20 protein-coding genes are annotated in these 18526 nt (G+C 59.6%); 15 read left to right on the top strand and 5 right to left on the bottom strand.

All coding sequences use genetic code 11. The features are described 5' to 3' along the window. The first annotated feature begins 71 nt into the window (after positions 1–71). The 5 genes from ACP151_RS03305 to ACP151_RS03285 all read left to right on the top strand — a co-directional run bounded on the left by ACP151_RS03305 (position 72) and on the right by ACP151_RS03285 (position 4454). Positions 72–1208, top strand: a complete 1137-nt coding sequence (locus ACP151_RS03305; RefSeq protein WP_424977433.1) for a bifunctional 2-C-methyl-D-erythritol 4-phosphate cytidylyltransferase/2-C-methyl-D-erythritol 2,4-cyclodiphosphate synthase — start codon at positions 72–74, stop codon at positions 1206–1208. Next, on the top strand, positions 1205–1702 hold the full coding sequence (locus ACP151_RS03300; protein ID WP_424977432.1) for a phosphatidylglycerophosphatase A family protein: 498 nt from the start codon (positions 1205–1207) through the stop codon (positions 1700–1702). The genes ACP151_RS03305 and ACP151_RS03300 overlap by 4 nt, the downstream gene beginning before the upstream one ends. A gap of 2 nt (positions 1703–1704) precedes the next feature. Then, positions 1705–2196, top strand: coding sequence for a CinA family protein (locus ACP151_RS03295; protein WP_424977431.1), 492 nt, complete (start codon positions 1705–1707; stop codon positions 2194–2196). Positions 2197–2335: 139 nt separating this feature from the next. Next, the gene (locus tag ACP151_RS03290) at positions 2336–3517 is read left to right on the top strand and encodes an ammonium transporter (protein ID WP_424977430.1); all 1182 of its coding nucleotides are present in this window, start codon (positions 2336–2338) and stop codon (positions 3515–3517) included. 274 nt (positions 3518–3791) lie between these two features. Then, entirely contained in the window at positions 3792–4454 is a 663-nt protein-coding gene (locus ACP151_RS03285; protein WP_424977429.1) for a calcium-binding protein, read from the top strand. Between the two features lie 97 nt (positions 4455–4551). Here ACP151_RS03285 and ACP151_RS03280 read toward each other — a convergent pair whose 3' ends face one another. Next, entirely contained in the window at positions 4552–4998 is a 447-nt protein-coding gene (locus tag ACP151_RS03280) for a type II toxin-antitoxin system RatA family toxin (protein WP_424977428.1), read from the bottom strand. Between the two features lie 74 nt (positions 4999–5072). Between ACP151_RS03280 and hpt the strand changes: the two genes are divergently transcribed. Further along, positions 5073–5618 carry a hypoxanthine phosphoribosyltransferase gene (hpt, locus tag ACP151_RS03275; RefSeq protein ID WP_424977427.1) on the top strand — a complete coding sequence of 182 codons (546 nt, stop codon included), beginning with the start codon at positions 5073–5075 and terminating at the stop codon, positions 5616–5618. 313 nt (positions 5619–5931) lie between these two features. Then, positions 5932–6288 carry an RcnB family protein gene (locus ACP151_RS03270; protein ID WP_424977426.1) on the top strand — a complete coding sequence of 119 codons (357 nt, stop codon included), beginning with the start codon at positions 5932–5934 and terminating at the stop codon, positions 6286–6288. A gap of 3 nt (positions 6289–6291) precedes the next feature. Here ACP151_RS03270 and ACP151_RS03265 read toward each other — a convergent pair whose 3' ends face one another. Further along, positions 6292–7434 carry an amidohydrolase gene (locus ACP151_RS03265; RefSeq protein ID WP_424977425.1) on the bottom strand — a complete coding sequence of 381 codons (1143 nt, stop codon included), beginning with the start codon at positions 7432–7434 and terminating at the stop codon, positions 6292–6294. After that, positions 7431–8384, bottom strand: a complete 954-nt coding sequence (lipA, locus tag ACP151_RS03260) for a lipoyl synthase (RefSeq protein ID WP_424977424.1) — start codon at positions 8382–8384, stop codon at positions 7431–7433. Before lipA ends, ACP151_RS03265 begins: the two co-directional genes overlap by 4 nt. A 207-nt stretch (positions 8385–8591) precedes the next feature. Between lipA and ACP151_RS03255 the strand changes: the two genes are divergently transcribed. Then, positions 8592–9506 carry a hypothetical protein gene (locus tag ACP151_RS03255; protein WP_424977423.1) on the top strand — a complete coding sequence of 305 codons (915 nt, stop codon included), beginning with the start codon at positions 8592–8594 and terminating at the stop codon, positions 9504–9506. A 175-nt stretch (positions 9507–9681) separates the two neighbouring features. Next, on the top strand, positions 9682–10230 hold the full coding sequence (locus ACP151_RS03250; protein WP_424977422.1) for a peroxiredoxin: 549 nt from the start codon (positions 9682–9684) through the stop codon (positions 10228–10230). Between the two features lie 72 nt (positions 10231–10302). On the opposite strand, the gene ACP151_RS03245 is transcribed toward ACP151_RS03250, so the two are convergent. After that, positions 10303–11376 carry a DUF6456 domain-containing protein gene (locus ACP151_RS03245; RefSeq protein WP_424977421.1) on the bottom strand — a complete coding sequence of 358 codons (1074 nt, stop codon included), beginning with the start codon at positions 11374–11376 and terminating at the stop codon, positions 10303–10305. 232 nt (positions 11377–11608) lie between these two features. Here ACP151_RS03245 and ACP151_RS03240 point away from each other — a divergent pair, with 232 nt between their 5' ends. Next, entirely contained in the window at positions 11609–11914 is a 306-nt protein-coding gene (locus tag ACP151_RS03240; RefSeq protein ID WP_424977420.1) for a DUF6477 family protein, read from the top strand. A gap of 58 nt (positions 11915–11972) precedes the next feature. Here the strand turns inward: ACP151_RS03240 and ACP151_RS03235 are convergent, their stop codons facing one another. Further along, positions 11973–13517 (bottom strand): trimethylamine methyltransferase family protein, encoded by a 1545-nt coding sequence (locus ACP151_RS03235; protein WP_424977419.1) that lies wholly within the window; start codon positions 13515–13517, stop codon positions 11973–11975. A gap of 244 nt (positions 13518–13761) precedes the next feature. Between ACP151_RS03235 and guaA the strand changes: the two genes are divergently transcribed. From guaA to ACP151_RS03210, 5 genes are all read left to right on the top strand, one after another. Next, entirely contained in the window at positions 13762–15330 is a 1569-nt protein-coding gene (gene guaA, locus ACP151_RS03230) for a glutamine-hydrolyzing GMP synthase (RefSeq protein ID WP_424977418.1), read from the top strand. A 152-nt stretch (positions 15331–15482) separates the two neighbouring features. Then, positions 15483–15791 carry a hypothetical protein gene (locus tag ACP151_RS03225; RefSeq protein ID WP_424977417.1) on the top strand — a complete coding sequence of 103 codons (309 nt, stop codon included), beginning with the start codon at positions 15483–15485 and terminating at the stop codon, positions 15789–15791. 144 nt (positions 15792–15935) lie between these two features. Next, on the top strand, positions 15936–16160 hold the full coding sequence (locus ACP151_RS03220) for a hypothetical protein (protein ID WP_424977416.1): 225 nt from the start codon (positions 15936–15938) through the stop codon (positions 16158–16160). A 152-nt stretch (positions 16161–16312) separates the two neighbouring features. Continuing rightward, complete coding sequence (locus ACP151_RS03215; RefSeq protein WP_424977415.1) at positions 16313–17191, top strand: DMT family transporter; 879 nt, start codon at positions 16313–16315, stop codon at positions 17189–17191. A gap of 110 nt (positions 17192–17301) precedes the next feature. Then, positions 17302–18396, top strand: coding sequence for an OmpP1/FadL family transporter (locus tag ACP151_RS03210; RefSeq protein WP_424977414.1), 1095 nt, complete (start codon positions 17302–17304; stop codon positions 18394–18396). Positions 18397–18526 lie beyond the last annotated feature (130 nt).

The raw sequence follows: 18526 nt of genomic DNA, 5'->3' as shown, positions 1-18526 counted from the left end.
CATTTCGCCGGGTGATTGCCACTTCCTGCGCCACCTCATAAACAATGCGGGAACTTCCGCATGAGGACCGCATGACCACAGCCGCCCTGATCGTCGCCGCCGGCCGCGGTACCCGCGCAGGCGGCGGCATGCCCAAACAATGGCGCCCGCTGAAGGGCCGCAGGGTGATCGACTGGACCCTGACCGCCTTTCAGAAAGCGGGTGTTGACCTCACCGTACTGGTGCTGTCGCCGGATGACACTGCCGCATGGGAGGAATTCACCGGAATCCCTGGCCTGATCCTGGCAAAGGGCGGCGCAGAGCGCGCGGTCTCGGTCACGAACGGGCTGACGGCGCTGGCAGATCAGAACGTGGACAAGGTTCTTATCCATGACGCCGCCCGTCCCTGTGTCAGCCCGGCCCTGATCAACAGCATTATCAAAAGCTTGGACACCGAAACTGCTGCAGCACCTGCGCTGGCGGTGACGGACGCGCTGTGGACCGGCGCCAAAGATCAGGTCACCGGCACTCAGGACCGCACCGGGCTTTATGCTGCGCAGACCCCGCAGGGGTTTCACTATGACGCCATTGTTGCCGCGCATCAGGCTTATACCGGCAATGCCGCAGATGATGTGGAGGTTGCACGCGCTGCGGGGCTTGACGTTCGCATCATTCCGGGGGAGCCGGACAACATCAAAATCACCCGCCCCGAGGATTTCATCCGGGCGGAACGCATTCTGGGAGCAGACATGGATATCAGGCTTGGCAACGGTTACGACGTGCACCGCTTCGGCCCCGGGGACAGCGTGATCCTGTGCGGCGTGGAAATCCCGCATGAAAAAACCCTGCAGGGCCATTCCGACGCCGATGTCGGCATGCACGCCGTCACCGACGCCATTTATGGCGCCTTGGCGCAGGGCGACATTGGCCAGCATTTCCCCCCCTCCGATCCGCAATGGAAAGGTGCGGCCAGCAAGATCTTCCTGCGTCACGCCGCCAATCTGGCGCGCGAGATGGGCTTCACCCTGTCCAATGTCGACTGCACGCTTGTGTGCGAGCACCCCAAGGTCGGCCCGCATGCGGCCCGGATGCGTGATGTGATGGCAGAGATTCTGGGCATCGGTGCAGACCGGGTATCGATCAAGGCCACCACGTCAGAACGCCTTGGCTTCACCGGTCGCAGTGAAGGCATCGCCGCCATTGCCACTGCAGCGCTGGTGAAGACATGACCGCGGCGCAGCTGATCGGCACGGTCTGCGGCGTCGGGTACATCCGTCCCGCACCCGGCACCTGGGGTTCGCTGGCAGCATTGCCGCTGGCCTATGTACTGCATCAGCTGGGTGGGTTTCCGCTGCTGGCACTGGCCACCTTTGCCTGCATCCCGGCCGGGCTTTGGGCGACCAAAGTGATGACCGCCGGCAGTGCCAATCATGATCCTTCGGAAATCGTGGTCGATGAGGTCGCAGGCCAGTGGATTGCGCTTTGGGCCATTTCTCTGCCTGCCTGGCTGCATGGCATCCCCATCACCGCGCTCTGGCCCGGCTGGATTGCGGCCTTTGTGCTGTTTCGCCTGTTTGACATCTGGAAACCCGGTCCCGTTGGCTGGGCCGACCGTCAACAGGGGCCGTTCGGTGTCATGATGGATGATGTCATCGCTGGTATCATGGCCGCTATCGGCGTGGCCCTGCTGGCCGGGTTCTCGCACGGCGTGCTGGGAATGTGAACATGGACGCGGATGAGCTGATCAGACGCGCAGCGGCCGCAGGCATCACCATTGCCACAGCCGAAAGCTGCACCGGTGGCATGATTGCAGCGGCGCTCACCGATATTCCCGGCTCCTCTGCCGTGGTGGACCGGGGCTTTGTCACCTATTCCAACGCCGCCAAGATGCAAATGCTGGGGGTAAGGGCAGACACGCTGGGCGCAGTTGGCGCAGTAAGCGAAGACGTTGCGGCTGAAATGGCGACAGGTGCGGTTCAGCATGCGGGTGTCACCCTGGCAGTTTCCGTCACCGGCATCGCGGGCCCCGGCGGGTCAGAGCACAAACCCGAAGGCCGTGTCTGCTTTGGCCTGGCCCGCGCAGGCAGCCCTGCAGCAACCGAAACCGTGGAATTCGGCGCCATTGGCCGCGCCAACGTCCGCGCCGCCACCCGTGACCATGCCCTTCACCTGCTGGCGCAGGCGGTTTCCAAGATTGAACGCGAAACGGGCAGCTGACCCGCTGCTGCGCTCAATTTTTCAGCATATCCGGAAAAGCCCCGTTTTTGTGCGCCTTCCGCACCTCTGCCGCTGTTTTCCGCACTCCACTTGCGCTTTTCCCTGACCTCACCGGTTTTTGAGGGGAAGGAACAAACGGATGAACGGAGCGGACACCGCATGGATCATTGTGGCCACGGCCCTGGTCCTTTTCATGACACTGCCAGGGCTGGCCCTGTTCTACGGCGGGCTGGTACGTGCCCGTAATGTGCTCAGCGTCTTTATGCATTGCTACGCCATTGCCTGTTTGATGAGCGTTCTGTGGCTGGCGTTTGGCTACAGCATTGCCTTTGGCAGCGGCACCTCCGGCCTGTGGGGCGGGCTGGACAAAATGTTCCTGACCGGTGTGACGGCAGACAGCCTCTCTGGCACCCTGCCAGAGGTTCTGTTCTTTGCCTTTCAGATGACCTTTGCCATCATCACCCCTGCATTGATCGTCGGTGCCTATGTGGAGCGCGTGGGCTTCGGTTTTGTGCTGGTGTTCTCTGGCCTCTGGATGCTGCTGTGTTACGCGCCGGTGGTCCACTGGATCTGGGGCGGCGGCTTTATGGCCGACGGCGGCATCTTCGGCGACATCGGCGTCAAGGATTTTGCCGGCGGCATTGTGGTGCATGAAACCGCAGGTCTGGCTGCGCTGATCATCGCCTTCTACCTCGGCCCGCGCAAAAACCGCAGCATCCCACCGCATAACCCCGGCTATGTGATGATCGGCGCTGCAATGCTGTGGGTCGGCTGGTTTGGCTTCAACGGTGGCTCGCAGCTGGCCGCCGACGGTGGTGCTGCGATGGCGCTGACCGTGACCCATATCTCCGCCGCCACCGCGTCGCTCAGCTGGGCACTGTGGGAAAAGATCAAATATGGCAAGGCCTCGCTTGTGGGCCTGGTCACCGGCACCATTGCGGGCCTGGCTTCGATCACCCCGGCCTCCGGCTTTGTCACCCCGGTCGAAGCCTTGATCATCGGCGCCATCGCAGGCGTGTTGTGTCAGGAGATGGTCAACCTGGTGCGCAACAAGATGCAGATTGACGACACCCTCGACGTGTTTGCCGTTCATGGCGTCGGCGGCATTTTCGGCACCATTATGATTGCCGTCTTCGGAGCAGGAGCCTGGGCCGCCCAGCTCGGCGCGCTGGCGATCGTCGGCATTTTCACGGTGGTGGTGACCATCGCCTTGGTAAAGATCTCTGCTTTGATCACATCCTTGCGCGTGGATCTAGAAAGCGAGACCAACGGCCTTGACCTGTCTGTTCACGGTGAACGGGCATACGACATGAACAGCTGATATTTTCTCATCAGTTTCTCTTGGTGGCCGCTTCTGTCCGGTTTCAAGCGCCACCAAGAGCCCCCTATTGAAGGATGAATCAACAACCTGCATGGCCTGACTCTATAACTAAAATCGATAAGGAAAGAGTACATTCCTATAACGGGAGCTCGCTCTCGAAAACTTTACCAGAAAATGTATAGTGCACCCTAAAGTAGACTTGCCTCTCCGGATATCCCGGCACATCAGTAAGGCGCTGAAAAGCGATCACGCTACAAAAATCCAAGAGGACAAAATGGCTACATTTACTGGAACATCTGGCAATGACTTCCTGCAGGGCGGCAGCGCAATAGATGTTTTCTTTGCCACTTCCGGAGGTTCGGACACAATTGATGGCGGAAATCCAGAAAATACAGTTCTGTTTCACCACCCCAACAGCAGCGGAGCCTATGATAACGGCGTCAACATCAGCGCTTCCCAATCCGGATCAGATTACTCAGCAAGTGCTGTTGGTGGGTCCGCGACAGTTGAAATCAGCAATGTAACCAGTTTTTACCTTACAAATGGAAATGATTCCATTTTCGCCAATGAAGATAGCAACAATATCTTTGGATTTGGCGGTGATGATGCAATCAGCGCCGGTGCAGGAAATGATTTTGTCAACGGTGGAGCCGGAAACGATTCATTTATTGGCGGCGCCGGGAATGACGTTCTGACCGGTGGTTCCGGGAACGACACGTTTATCTTCGGATCAGGTGACGGTCAGGATACTGTACAGGACTTCACATCCGGTGAAGACCTCATCTCCTTTTTGTTCTCTCCCGTCTCAAGCTTCGCGGATCTGGAAATCAACCAATCCGGCAATAACGCCGTGATCGAGTATGGCGATAGCTCAATCACGTTGATCGATGTGCAATCCAGCACTCTGGACGCATCGGATTTCAGTTTCTTCGGCTAACTGAAAAAAAAGAAAAATGGCACAAAACCAGTGCCATTTTTCACAACCCGAAAAATTTAGACCCATTTCGTTCCGGCAGTTTGACCATTCTTCCTGATCACTGATACAATTCAGCTGCGCGGCGTTCGAACGCGCGCACGATCCGTTGCATGGCTTCGTTGAACACCACCCCGATGATCCCCTGCAGCACCGCGTTTTTAAACTCAAAATCCACAAAGAAAGACACATCGCACGTGCCATCCTCGCGCGGTGTGAAAATCCAATGGGATTTCATGTAGCGGAACGGGCCGTCCAGATACTCGGTATCGATCTTTCTTTCATCCGGAAACAATGTCACCCGGCTGCCGAACCGTTCCCGGAACACTTTGAACGAGATCACCAGATCCGCTTCCATCACCTCTGCCTTGCCCGTCGGCACACGGCTGCGGATACGGGCGGCGGCACACCAGGGCAGGAATTTCGGGTAATGCGCGACATCAGCCACCAGATCGTACATCTGCTGCGCCGAGTAAGGCATCTGGCGGGTTTCCGAATGTGTGGGCATCGGCCTGCTGAGTTTCTGCTACTATTATGCCGCGTCATGTCCTATGTACGCGCGGAAAATTCAAGGGGGCAGCCATGTCACAGCGTCCATATGTCATTGATGTGATGATCTCGGCCAAGGCAATCGCCGCACGGATCGAGGCACTTTGCGAAGAAATCCAGAAAGAATTCGGCGACACCGACAAGCTGGTCGTGGTGGGCCTCCTGCGCGGCAGTTTCGTATTCATCGCCGATCTGGTGCGTGAGCTGGATCTGCCGATCGAGGTGGATTTCCTTGAGGCCTCATCTTATGGCGACGCGATGGAAAGCAGCCGAGAAGTCCGCATTCTCAAAGACTTGCGCGGCGCTATCGAAGGGCGCGACGTCCTGGTTGTCGAGGATATCGTCGACACCGGCCACACGCTGAACCATGTGACCCAGCTGCTGCAAAGCCGCAATCCGGCGCGGCTGAAGTCCATTGCGCTGCTGGACAAACCATCGCGGCGCGAGGTGGATTTCCGCTCGGATTGGGTGGGGTTCGAGATCCCCGACGAATTTGTTGTCGGCTATGGCATCGATTATGCGCAGCGCAACCGCAACCTGCCGCATATCGGCAAAGTTCGGTTCACGACAGAAAGCTGATTCAGCTTCAATGGGCGGGCGGTGCTGCCTGCGCTGTGCCGATCCCCGGGGCGGGCAGTGACCAGGCGGCCAGCAGAATCCGGGCGATGCCCGGCGTCGCCCCCCCCTGTAACGCCCCAGTTGACCGGCTGTGCAGCCCCGCTGGCCCGCGGGCTGAAAATACCACATCTGGCAGAAACTGTCCCTGCCCGGTGAAACCGGCGCCAGTCCGCTGGTTTGCGCCTGCAGCCGGCGCTTTCCGGCGCAGCCGATTTGCCATTCACCGCTGCCTGTCTCATGAGTTCTCAAAAACAGCGATCAAAGGAGATCCCTGGTGCAGAAGATTCTGATGGCAGCCGCAGTCGTGAGCCTGGCCCTTACCCCCGCCCTGTCCCAAGCTGGACCACAGAAATGGGCGCCCGGACACAAGAACAGTGCGGCTCAGCACGCGCCCGGGCAGGTGAAGAAACGCCACCGCTCCAAACATCGGCACAGCCGCGATCACAGCCCATCTGGCGAATACATCCGGGGCGGCGACTGGACCTATGTAAACGACTATCAGCACTGGGGACTGCGCCCCCCGCGCAAGGGGCACCGCTATGTGCGGCAGGGCGACAAGATCTTTGAGGTGGTCAAGGACACGCTGGCCATCATCGGTGCAGTTGCCGTGGTCAACGCGCTGACCCAGTAAGGGTCAGCCCAGCAGGTTTCTGACCAGCTGCAGAAAAATCCCGGCGCCGGCCGGAATGGCTGCATCCGGGAAATCGAAATCCGGGTTGTGCAGCTGCGGCTGATCCTCGCCGGAGCCAAGCCAGAACATCGCCGATTTCGCGGCTTGGCCGAACTGGCCGAAATCCTCGGACCAATACTGCGGGTGGCTGCGCATTTGCACCGGATACCCGGCTGCTGTACAGGTCGCCTGCAGCACCTCAACCGCCTCTGGGTGGTTGGTGCAAGCGTCAAAGACATCGTCGAATTCTATTGAAAACCCCAGCCCCTCTGCCGCGCAGACATGTTCCACCAATGCCGTGGCGTCAACAATCAACTGGTCCATCCGCGCATCCGTCACAGTGCGCAGAGTGGCCCAGACCTCACCCTTGCCCGGTGCGATGCCAAAGGTTGCCTCGCCCAGCCAGGCATGGGTCAGCGTGACCAGCGCAAACTCCGGTCCCAGATCCTGGCCGCCGCCCAGTGCACCAAGGCCGGGCAGAAACCGGGTGATAGCGCCGGCAGGCGACACCCCGTCCTGCGGCGCGGCCGCATGGGAGGTCTTGCCGGTCAGTTTGATACGCATTCCGCGCGACGCGCAGTTGGCGGCGCCAGAGCACAGGGCAACCTGCCCCACCGGCATCCCCGGCAGATTATGCAGTGAAAAGGCATAATCCGATGCAATCTGCTGAAAAGCAGGGTCAGCTATCACTGCGGCGGCGCCTTTGCCGGTTTCCTCGGCGGGCTGAAACAGCAGCACGGCGCGGCCCACGGCAGGGCGCTGCGCTGCCAGATCTTCTGCCAGAGCCGCCACCATAACCATATGGCCGTCATGGCCGCAGAGATGGCCTCGGCCTGCATGCGTGGACCGGTAGGGCTGGTCTGACTGTTCGTCAATCGGCAAGCCGTCAAGCTCGCAGCGGATCAGCACCGCCGGGCCGTCCGCCCCGCCCTCAAACACAGCCGCGACCCCATGTCCGCCCAGCCCGGTCAGCAGCTGGTCCGGCTGATACTGGCGCAGGTAATCCGCCACCATTGCGGCGGTCTTCTCTTCGGCACCCGAAACTTCGGGGATCTGATGCAAGGCGTGGCGAAAGGCGCTGAGACGCGCCAGACGCGCAGGCGTCATGCCAGGCCCAGTTTCTTGTTGCGGGCTTCGCGCAGTTGGGCAAAATCGTCGCCTGCGTGATACGAGGACCGTGTGAGCGGCGTTGCAGAGACCATCAGGAAGCCTTTGCCATAGGCGGCCTTTTCATAGGTCTTGAATTCTTCGGGCGTCACAAACCGGTCAACCGCGTGGTGTTTCGGAGTCGGCTGCAGATACTGCCCGATGGTCAGGAAATCGATGTCCGCGGCGCGCATGTCGTCCATCACCTGCTTTACGGCCTGCGCATCCTCGCCCAAGCCGACCATGATGCCGGACTTGGTGAACATCGAAGGATCCAGTTCCTTGACCCGCTGCAGCAGGCGCAGGGAGTGAAAGTAGCGCGCGCCGGCCCGGACTTCCGGGTAGAGACCGGGCACGGTTTCCAGATTGTGGTTGAAGACATCAGGGCGCGCCGCAACCACGGTTTCCAGAACCGAAGGATCGCATTTCAGGAAATCCGGAGTAAGGATTTCGATGGTTGTATTCGGTGAACGGTGGCGCACCGCGCGGATGGTCTGGGCAAAATGCTCAGCGCCGCCGTCCTCGATGTCATCCCGGTCAACAGAGGTGATTACAACGTGGTTCAGCCCCAGTTTCTGCACCGCGTCTGCCACGCGGCCCGGTTCAAACACATCCAGTGCCTCGGGCGGCTTGCCGGTGGCGATGTTGCAGAAGGAACAGGCACGGGTGCAGACCTCTCCCATGATCATCATGGTGGCGTGGCCCTGGCTCCAGCATTCGCCGACATTGGGGCAGCCTGCCTCTTCGCACACGGTGGTCAGCTTGTTGTCCCGCATGATCTTATGCGTTTCAGCATAGCCTTTGCCGCCCGGCGCCTTGACCCGAATCCAGCTTGGCTTTTTGGGCTGAGCGTTATCGGGACGATGCGCCTTTTCGGGGTGGCGCTGCTCCGGGATCTTAAGGTCTCTCACGTGGGTTTCCCTTCCGGCCTCTGGCTTTATGAGCGGTGTAACACAGCAGAATTGGCTTGGCACGGTCATATCGTCAACCCTGCCCTGCTGCATTGTCATGGTGCAAATTGCAAAAATGCGCCGTTTTTCTTTGCCAAAGTGACGCGATGAGGCACATTGCTCCAGTAACCAAGAGAAGTTCACAACGGATCATTCAGGGAGGGACGCATGGCCAAGGAACTGGAGAAATTCAAGGCAGAGCACAAGAAGCTGGTTGCAGGCACCAAGAAATTCACCACCGAAGAGGGAGAAAAGATCAAAAAGCGGATCGCGATTTCGCTTGGAAATGCCTGGGAGGGAGAGGATTACTTCCGCGAAAGCCTGGCCAAGGCCCGCAATGACGGCGTGAAGTCGGAAAAAATGGCTGATTTCCAGAAGAACAAGCATTTCAAGGACGGGCTAACCACATGGAACGCGGCCGTGGACATTCTTCAGGGTGATGTTGACGGGATGAAGGGCTTTTGTGCGGATGCCAAGGCGCATATGGCCAAGCAGCAGAACCTCCTGAAGGATATTGAGAAAGATCTGAAAAAGCGATCCAAATCCTCTGCCTCAAAGAAGGATATCGAGGCGTTGCAGGGGAACCTGGAAAAGGAGATTGCCGCTGTCAAGAAGGCCTCGGAGTACGAAGGCAAGCTGAATGCGGCGCAAAAGCTTTATGCGGCGAATTTCCAGAAGAAGGTCAATGCCATTCTGAAGGAAAAGCCTGACAGCCACGACAACAAGAAGGACGCAACCGAACTGCCGCAGCTGCTGGTGGACCGGAACCTGAAGAAATACACCAATCAGGTGGGGGCGCTGGTGAAAGCCATCAACACCCATTGCGTGACGGCTATGGAAAAGGCCGGCGAGGACCTGAAAGCTGCCGCGCCAGAGCTGAAAGCGGCTGCCGCCAAATACAAGGATCTGAAGAAGATCAACGACCAGTACCAGAAGGCAAAGAAGAAGTTCCCCGGCGCCATCAACGACTCCAAGGACAAGAAAAAGCTGTTGGCCACCCTGAAGAAGTTCGATGACCTGACCACAGCTGCCGAACGCAAGGTGCGCGGCACCACGGTGACAATCAAAAAGGCTGCAGCGTAGCCTCCCCTACCGGGGCGAAAACGTCGTTTCTGCACCAGTTTCCGGCACCGAAATCCTGCGTTGGCGGGATGGTGCCGGAAACCTTTCCGCAATTCACAAGGATGTGTTGAAGCCTGATTAGAATCATTTTAAGCGTGCCCGCCGAATGAACCTTTGCTATCAGGAGCAAGCTGAAATGAAAGCTGGCGTAGAGCTGCCCGACGTGACCTTCCACACCCGCGTCCGCGACGAAGCGATCGAGGGCCCGAACCCGTTCCGCTGGGAAGACAAGACCACCGCTGACTATTTTGCAGGCAAGCGCGTTGTGCTGTTCTCCCTGCCGGGCGCCTTCACCCCCACCTGCTCCACCTTCCAGCTGCCGGGCTTTGAAAAAGGCTTTGCCGATTTCCAGGCCCAAGGCATCGACGCGATCTACTGCATGTCGGTCAACGACAGCTTTGTGATGAATGCATGGGCGCGCGCACAGGATCTGAAAAACGTGGAAGTGATCCCGGACGGCTCTGGCGTGTTCACCCACAAGATGGGCATGCTGGTCGCCAAGGATAACCTGGGCTTCGGCAACCGCTCCTGGCGCTATGCTGCCATCATCAACAACGGTGTTGTTGAGGCATGGTTCGAAGAGCCGGGCCTGTCCGACAACCACGGCGAAGACCCCTATGGCGTGTCCTCCCCGGAGACCGTTCTGAACCACCTGAAAGAGGCCAAAGCAGCGGTTCCGGCCTAAGGCCCCCCTGTCCTTTCCAGCCTTCAGACGGGTCCGCCATTTGCGGGCCCGTTTTCTTTTGCCACGCCCCCGTCAGCCGATCATTTCCTCGTATTTCGGACTGGTTTCACCGTAAAACTCAGCCAGGTGCTGCAGGGCAATCCGCAGCACAACCTTGCCAGAGCGCGCAGGCCAGCCCAGATTCCGCTCGGCCGTCTCAAGCCCCTCCAGATGACAGCAGCAGCGCAGCGCAATGTCGCTGAGCCCCGCCCCCAGCTTCTTCAAAGCTTGTGTCATTCTCTGATGCGCGTCAGCGGCGGCCTGGTGGCTGTTGCTGCGCAACGGATGGTTTCCCTGCGCAAAATACAGCTCCTCCTGCATCAGGTGGCTGCTGATCTGCGCCAGCTCAAAATCCTCGCGCAAGCGCCTGCCGGCCCGAACCATCGGCTCGGTCAGGAATGTCTTGCCATCCTTGTCCGACAGCCTGGCCAGCATCTCCAGCGGCGTTTCCGCACCGCCATAACGGGACTTGCGGCCTCCTCCCCCTGCCTCGCCGGCCTCAGGCGGCTCGAACGGCGCCTGGGCTTCAGCAAAGCCCCCCTCCAGCCGGGCGCGGGCGCGGTTTTCCTGGTCGGCTATGATCCGGTTCAGGGCGGCCCGCCCAGCGGCGGTAATCGCGTAGCGGCTGATACGCCCACGCCGCGAACAGGTAATCCAGCCAGTGAGCGCCAGGGCTCCGGCCAGAGGCCGTGACACTGCGACTTTCTGCCCGTCTGCCTCCTGGCCTTCGCACACAACCACGGCCATTTCCATGCCCTCGGCAGCTGCCAGAACAGCACCGCCGCGGCTAAGCAGGGTCAGCACACTGGCTGCCTCGCGATCAAAGCCCGACTTCAGGCTGCGGCTGACGGCTGAGGGCGGTTCAGCTTTGCCCGGTTTCACCGAAACGGACTTCAGACGCCCGGCCAAATAGGTCAGCACCTCGTCTATCAGCGGGTCATCCCGCAGGGTTTCCACCCGACGGACCTGCCGCAGAATGGTGGATGGGTGGCAACCCGCCTTGCGGGCCAGCTGCCGGATCGGGCGGCCTGCCTCGGTGTGCTGAAGGTAGCGGCATGTTTCCAGCGGCACCCAGCCAGGAAAGGGTGCCTGTGTCATGTTTTGCATTCTTAACCCCCGGTCGTGAGCCAGGCTGCCGGGCCAGCCGCATTTGATGGTACCTGCGGCATGTCCCATTTTGCCCGGCCTGATTTGGACAAAAGCGCGGATCGGAGGTCATTGTTTCCAGATAAAACATAATCATTACAAAACATACCGTTCGCCGGTTGCCACCTCTCCGCAACGCCACCTTGGGTTGTGTTATAGCAGAGCCAGTTCAGAGATTGGAAAGGAGACGATCATGCAGGACGTATTCAGCCGCGTTTCGTTGCTCCGGCGCCCGCGGATTCTATCGCGGGCCGCCCGCCTTGGAGCCAGGAATTACAGTCGCAAACGCGATCTGCGCCGGATTCTGGGCTATGGCGAGGTGCCAAGACCTGCTGCCGCAGTTATGCGCCTGTTGGAACTGGAGGAGACACTGAATACAGCGCGCAAGACCGGCGAAGCCGGATATTCAATGATCCGCCATGTGGATGTGCTGATTGCCCTGGCCGGCGAGACCGGCTTTTTGCGCTCTGGCGCGCATACAAAAACGGCGGCCCCGTAGGACCGCCGCTTTGCTATGGCACAGAGAGATCCCCCTGCACAGGAATTCGCCACCGCGCTTACATGAAGGCGTCGGGCATGGATTCCTTTTTCTTGGCGACATATTCGTCCAGCGCCATTTTGATCGCAGGATCCAGCGCAGGCTGCTCGTAGGTGGCAAGCAGTTTCTCGACGCGGTTCTCTGCCAGCGCATAAGTGTCGCGCGAGCCTTCCTCTTCCCACTGCTCGAAAGGTTTGTAGTCGAGCACGTCGGTCTTCCAGAAGGCCGATTTGAAGTTGGCTTGCGTGTGTTCGCAGCCAAGGTAGTGACCGCCGGGACCAACCTCGCGGATGGCCGCCATTGCCTGGGCGTTTTCGTCCACCGACACGCCTTTGGCCAAGCCGTGCAGCACGCCCAGCTGGTCGGCGTCCATCACGAATTTCTCGAAGTCTGCGACCAGGCCGCCTTCGAGCCAGCCACAGGAGTGCAGCATGAAGTTCACGCCGGACAGCAGACCCATGTTGAGCGAGTTGGCGGTTTCATAAGCCGCCTGCGCGTCGGGCAGTTTGGAGCCGCAGAACGAGCCGGCCGAGCGGAACGGCAGGTTCAGACGGCGGGCCAGCTGGCCTGCGCCATACGTGATGTGGGAGGCCTCCGGGGTGCCAAAGGTCGGCGCACCAGAATTCATGTCGATCGAGGTCACCATGGCACCGAAGATCACCGGCGCGCCGGCCCGGCACAGCTGGCTATAGGCGACGCCGGCCAGAACCTCTGCCAGAACCTGCGTCAGAGTGCCGGCCACCGACACCGGCGCCATGGCGCCACCGACGATAAACGGCGAAACGATGCAGGCCTGCATGTTCTTGGCATAGACTTCCAGCGATCCCATCATCACGTCGTCGAAGGTCATCGGCGAGTTGATGTTGGTCAGCGAGGTCATCACGGTGTTGTTCTGCACGAACTCCTCGCCGAACAGGATGCCTGCCATATCAACAGAATCCTGCGCCCGGCTGGGTTCGGTCACCGAGCCCATGAACGGCTTGTCGCTGAGGGTCATATGCGCCATCAGCATGTCCAGGTGGCGCTTGTTCACCGGGATGTCGGTGGGTTCGCAAACGGTGCCGCCGGAATGGTGCAGCCATTTGGACATATAAGCCAGTTTCACGAACTTGCTGAAGTCATCCATGGTCGCATAACGGCGGCCGCCGCTGCGGTCGCGCACAAACGGCGGGCCGTAAACCGGGGCCAGAACCAGGTTCTTGCCGCCGATGACGACGGATTTCTCCGGGTTGCGGGCATGCTGGGTAAATTCGGACGGTGCAGTGGAGCACAGTTTACGGGCCAGGCCGCGGGGAATGCGGACGCGTTCGCCATCGACATCGGCGCCGGCATCACGCCAGCGCTGCAGCGCCGCCGGATTGTCAACAAAGTTGACGCCGACTTCTTCCAGAATCGTTTCCGCGTTGTATTCGATGATTTCCAGCGCTTCCTCATTCAGAACTTCAAAGTTCGGAATGTTGCGCTCAATATACTTGGCGGTCTCGATCTTTACGCTGGTGCGCTCGGCGCGGCGGGCGGCGCCTCCGCCTCCACGGGCACGGCGGCGCGGGGCTGCTTCTGTCATGGTTTATCCTCACCACAGGCATTTCATTGCGAAGGGTATTATAACCCTCGTGCAGTCCGCCGCCGCAGGATTGCGGCCATTCAAGTTGAAAAGCGACATTGCCGCCGCAATTTCCTCCGCGTCAGTGGACTTTGGCATACTTCGTGCGGTGTGAACCGCGCTCCTGCACACAAATGACAAACGGCAGGCGGTCCGTTGCCCAAACCCTCTTGCAGAGAACGCGTTCCTGCCCTATGGCGCGTGCATGACAGAGACATCCCATGACCGCCTTCTCATCATCGACTTCGGCAGCCAGGTCACGCAGCTGATTGCGCGCCGCCTGCGCGAGCTGAATGTCTATTGCGAAATCCACCCCTATCAGAATGTCACCATGGACTTTGTGCGCAAGATGGCGCCCAAGGCGGTGATCTTCTCGGGCGGGCCGGACAGCGTGACCCGCGAAGGGTCGCCACGGGCCCCGCAGGAGATCTTTGATCTGGGGGTGCCGATCCTGGGCATCTGCTATGGCCAGCAGGTGATGATGCACCAGCTGGGCGGCAAGGTCGAAAGCGGCCACGGCACCGCCGAATTTGGCCGCGCCTTTGTAACCCCCACCGTCGAGCGCCTGGAGCTGCTGGACGGCTGGTTCGCAGATGATGCCGACCGCGAGCAGGTCTGGATGAGCCACGGCGACCACGTCAGCGACATTGCCCCGGGGTTCCAGGTCTACGGCACCTCCCCCAACGCGCCTTTTGCCATCACCGCTGATGTGTCGCGTAATTTCTACGCCGTGCAGTTCCATCCGGAAGTGCATCACACCCCCAATGGCGCCAAACTTTATGAGAACTTCGTCAAACTGGCGGGTTTCAAAGGCGACTGGACCATGGGCGCCTACCGCGAGCAGATGATCGAAAAGATCCGCGCGCAAGTCGGCGACAAGCAGGTGATCTGCGGATTGTCCGGCGGCGTTGACAGTTCCGTCGCAGCGATCCTGATCCACGAGGCCATCGGCGACCAGCTGACCTGCGTGTTTGTGGACCACGGCCTGTTGCGCAAGAACGAGGCGCAAGAAGTTGTCGCGATGTTCCGCGACAACTACAACATCAAGCTGATCCATGCGGATGAGAGCGATTTGTTCCTGGGGGAGCTGGACGGCCAGTCGGACCCGGAAACCAAACGCAAGATTATCGGCAAGCTGTTCATCGACGTGTTCCAGAAGCACGCCGACACCATCGACGGCGCCGAGTTCCTGGCGCAGGGCACATTGTACCCGGATGTGATCGAATCCGTGTCCTTCTCGGGCGGGCCTTCTGTCACCATCAAGTCGCACCACAATGTGGGCGGCCTGCCGGAGAAAATGGGCCTGAAACTGGTCGAGCCGCTGCGCGAGCTGTTCAAGGACGAGGTCCGCGCCCTGGGCCGCGAGCTGGGCCTGCCGCAAAGCTTCATCGGGCGCCACCCTTTCCCCGGACCGGGCCTGGCAATCCGCTGCCCCGGTGAAATCACCCGCGAGAAGCTGGAGATCCTGCGCGAGGCGGATGCAATCTATATCGACCAGATCCGCAAGCACGGCCTTTATGATGACATCTGGCAGGCCTTCGTGGCGATCCTTCCGGTCCGCACTGTCGGCGTGATGGGCGATGGCCGCACCTATGACTATGCCTGCGCCCTGCGCGCGGTAACCTCGGTGGATGGGATGACGGCGGATTACTACCCCTTCAGCCATGAATTCCTGGGAGAAACCGCCACACGGATCATCAACGAGGTCAAAGGCATCAACCGCTGCACCTATGACATCACCTCGAAGCCTCCGGGCACGATCGAGTGGGAATGATCTGAAACCTTGAGACCCCGGCCGGATTGGCCGGGGTTTTCTTTTACCCGTTTCCTTTGCGCCTCATGGGTAACCAAACCCTCAGATATTTTTGAAAGTACCCTCCAAATACTACTGGTTCGGTGAATTCGATGATCATTTGCCACCTGCCGATGCTTATCCTCATCAAGACTAATGAGGTTGGCGGCACGCCCTTTGAAATTGCATTGTCCAGTTTATGCAATGAAACCAGTGTGATCACGCCGATTTCCCCGAACGATGAAATCACCCCCGCGGATCTGGGGTCCTCGGGGGCTCAGAACCACCAGCGCCAGATCTGGCCGGATGGTACTGAAACCGATGCGGCATTCGTCAGCCATATCCCGGCAGCCGAAGTGACGGCGTTTGTGCCGAAGGAAATCCGGGGCAGCGACACCAAGGTCACCATCTGCCGTGAACCCTACGACGCAGCCCTTTCCTGATACGATTGGGAGAGGGCGAATTCGTGGCCAAACATGTCGGTCGCGATGACTTCCAGAACATCACGCTTCCTTGGCAATGGTATCTGGACATGAGCTATAGCAATGTCATCCTGAAACCTGACAAGTTTCGCCCCTTGGGGCAGGTTGGAAGGTGCGGCCAAACTGCTGGCCGATCTGGGTCACAACGGCGTTCCGCAGCTCCCGGAAAAGAAGAATGCGACCCGTAACCCGTCGGAGGTGACTGAGGCGCTGACCGCCGAAATCCGCACGCTGCTGGACCGTCTGAACTTTGATCCGGTGGCGGCGGCGGCCTATATCAGCGAGGGCCGCTCGCTGGATGGATCAGCCCTGCGCAGCGCAGCGGCCTGAGGATGGATGGCCTGAAGGCAGGCTGATCCCGGACGTCTCTATTCAGGCTCTGTATTCAGATTCAGTTCTTCTGCCCCCTGCCCTACGGCGGAATGTCTTGACGCCCAAAGACTTTCCGCTTCTGCTCTGCGCAAAAGATCAAGAGGGCAGGCATGACACAAGGCGAGACGCGCGCAGGGCTGGCGGCGCTGTGGATGGTTGGGGCGATCGTGTCCTTTTCTGCCATGGCCATTGCCGGGCGTGAGGCCGGGCTGGCGCTGGATACCTTTGAAATCATGGCGTACCGAAGCCTGGTCGGGATACTGATCGTGGTTGCGGTTCTGACCGCCGCGGAGCGCTGGCATCTGGTCCGGCGGCAACGGCTGGGTCTGCATCTGCTGCGCAACATCTTCCATTTCACCGGTCAAAACCTGTGGTTTCTGGCGGTCACGCTGATCCCGCTGGCACAGGTGTTTGCGCTGGAGTTTACCTCTCCCTTATGGGTCATCATCCTGTCGCCGCTTTTACTGGGTGAAACACTGACCCGGCGGCGGATCCTGGCCGCCGCACTTGGATTTGCGGGCATTCTGATCGTCGCACGCCCAAGCCCGGAAACCATGAGCCTTGGGCTGGCTGCGGCGGCCAGCTGCGCCATTTTCTTCGCTCTGACTGCCATTTTGACCAAAAGGCTGACCCGGCATGAAGACACCGCCTCCATCCTGTTCTGGCTTACTGCCATGCAGCTGGTGATGGGGCTGGTTGCAGCAGGCTGGGACGGCGACATGGCCCTGCCGGATGCAGGCACCCTGCCTTGGCTGGTGCTGATCGGCATTGCTGGTCTGACCGCGCATTTCTGCCTGACCACTGCCCTTTCGCTGGCCCCCGCCAGTGTGGTGGTGCCGGTGGATTTTGCCCGACTTCCGGCCATCGCCATTCTTGGCATGGTGATCTACGGAGAGCTGCTGGACGCCTGGGTGCTGGGCGGCGCCGCGGTCATCTGCTTTGCAAATTATCTGAATATAGTTGCAGGCCAGCCGCGCAGAACCCCATAAAGCTGACCATATCCGCCAAGTTTCCGTGCGGTTAATATTGATTTGCGGAAATCCCCCAAACTACGTTCGCGTAAAGCGGCCCACCATACCCGCCGATGAGGGAGGAACAGATGAAAAAACGCTTCGCAGCGCCAGTGGCGCTGGCATTGATACCCGCAGCAGCCATGGCCGGCGGCGTCGACCGCTCTGGCCAATCATTGGCGCCTTTGTTTGAAAACGGCAACTACGCGGAATTCTCGCTTGGATATGTCAGCCCGGACGTATCCGGCACCGCGCTTGGCGTGGAGTCCGGCGATATGGTCGGATCGCATCTCCAGGTGGGAGCAGCCTACAAGCGGGACATCAATGACCGCCTGAGCTTTGCGCTGATTTTTGACCAGCCGTTCGGCGCCGACGTGGATTACCCGGCAGGCACTGGCTATGTCTTTCAAGGGGCCACCGCAGAACTGAATTCCAACGCGATCAGCGGTGTTCTGCGCTATAAGTTCAATGACAACTTCAGCGTACATGGCGGTATACGCCTGCAAACTCTGGAAGCCGAAGTGTCTATTCCGGTCTTTGGCAACTATGCCGCGACCGGCGACCGGGATCAGAGCTTCGGCTATCTGGTCGGGGTTGCCTATGAGCGCCCGGACATCGCACTGCGGATTGCGCTGACTTATTTCTCGGAAGTTGACCATGACATCGACACCGTGGAAACCGGCGGCGGGCTGCCGGCAGGACTGGCTTCGACGACATCCATCAGTACACCCAAGGCCATAAACCTGGATTTTCAGACCGGAATTGCCAAGGACACCCTGCTTTTTGGTCAAATCCGTTGGGTTGAATGGTCACAATTCAATATCTCGCCCAGCTTCTATACCGGCACCCTGATCGGCGCGCCGCTGGTCTCCTTTTCTGATGACCGGTACACTTACACTCTGGGTGTTGGACGCAGTTTCAACGAGAACTGGTCCGGCTCTGTTTCGGTAAGCTATGAGGAAACCCTGGGCGGCTTTCAGTCCAATCTCAGCCCGACTGATGGACGTCTTGGCCTGACCATCGGTGCAAAATACAAACAGGGCAATATGACCCTGTCCGGCGGTGTGAACATCACCCGTGTCGGCAGTGCGCAAACCGTGGTCAGCCGCGCGCCCTTTGCAACGTCCGCTTTTGGCGACAACACCTCTGTCGGGGTCGGCTTCAAGGTGGGCTACAATTTCTGACACCGTCAGGCGCCCGTGCTGCCCGAAGAAAAGCTGCCCCCGCATCCTACATGCGGGGGTTTTTCAATGCCGCCATCTTCGCCTGCGGCACAAATGCACATGGAATTGACCAAGCCCCCGCAGGTGGCTA

The sequence above is a fragment of the Leisingera sp. S232 genome, from assembly GCF_049800895.1.
In the GTDB taxonomy this organism is placed as follows: domain Bacteria; phylum Pseudomonadota; class Alphaproteobacteria; order Rhodobacterales; family Rhodobacteraceae; genus Leisingera.
Note: the sequence above shows the minus strand (reverse complement) of the source record. Positions and strands in the feature narration are given on the sequence as shown.

Excerpts from the sequence above, each read along its gene's own strand:
- ACP151_RS03250 (WP_424977422.1), top strand. The coding sequence starts at position 9,682 with ATGAAAGCTGGCGTAGAGCTGCCCGACGTGACCTTCCACACCCGCGTC.
- ACP151_RS03245 (WP_424977421.1), bottom strand. The coding sequence starts at position 11,376 with ATGCAAAACATGACACAGGCACCCTTTCCTGGCTGGGTGCCGCTGGAA.
- ACP151_RS03215 (WP_424977415.1), top strand. The coding sequence starts at position 16,313 with ATGACACAAGGCGAGACGCGCGCAGGGCTGGCGGCGCTGTGGATGGTT.
- ACP151_RS03255 (WP_424977423.1), top strand. The coding sequence starts at position 8,592 with ATGGCCAAGGAACTGGAGAAATTCAAGGCAGAGCACAAGAAGCTGGTT.
- ACP151_RS03285 (WP_424977429.1), top strand. The coding sequence starts at position 3,792 with ATGGCTACATTTACTGGAACATCTGGCAATGACTTCCTGCAGGGCGGC.
- guaA (WP_424977418.1), top strand. The coding sequence starts at position 13,762 with ATGACAGAGACATCCCATGACCGCCTTCTCATCATCGACTTCGGCAGC.
- ACP151_RS03240 (WP_424977420.1), top strand. The coding sequence starts at position 11,609 with ATGCAGGACGTATTCAGCCGCGTTTCGTTGCTCCGGCGCCCGCGGATT.
- ACP151_RS03235 (WP_424977419.1), bottom strand. The coding sequence starts at position 13,517 with ATGACAGAAGCAGCCCCGCGCCGCCGTGCCCGTGGAGGCGGAGGCGCC.
- hpt (WP_424977427.1), top strand. The coding sequence starts at position 5,073 with ATGTCACAGCGTCCATATGTCATTGATGTGATGATCTCGGCCAAGGCA.
- ACP151_RS03290 (WP_424977430.1), top strand. The coding sequence starts at position 2,336 with ATGAACGGAGCGGACACCGCATGGATCATTGTGGCCACGGCCCTGGTC.
- ACP151_RS03300 (WP_424977432.1), top strand. The coding sequence starts at position 1,205 with ATGACCGCGGCGCAGCTGATCGGCACGGTCTGCGGCGTCGGGTACATC.
- ACP151_RS03265 (WP_424977425.1), bottom strand. The coding sequence starts at position 7,434 with ATGACGCCTGCGCGTCTGGCGCGTCTCAGCGCCTTTCGCCACGCCTTG.
- ACP151_RS03280 (WP_424977428.1), bottom strand. The coding sequence starts at position 4,998 with ATGCCCACACATTCGGAAACCCGCCAGATGCCTTACTCGGCGCAGCAG.
- ACP151_RS03305 (WP_424977433.1), top strand. The coding sequence starts at position 72 with ATGACCACAGCCGCCCTGATCGTCGCCGCCGGCCGCGGTACCCGCGCA.
- ACP151_RS03225 (WP_424977417.1), top strand. The coding sequence starts at position 15,483 with ATGCTTATCCTCATCAAGACTAATGAGGTTGGCGGCACGCCCTTTGAA.
- ACP151_RS03210 (WP_424977414.1), top strand. The coding sequence starts at position 17,302 with ATGAAAAAACGCTTCGCAGCGCCAGTGGCGCTGGCATTGATACCCGCA.
- ACP151_RS03295 (WP_424977431.1), top strand. The coding sequence starts at position 1,705 with ATGGACGCGGATGAGCTGATCAGACGCGCAGCGGCCGCAGGCATCACC.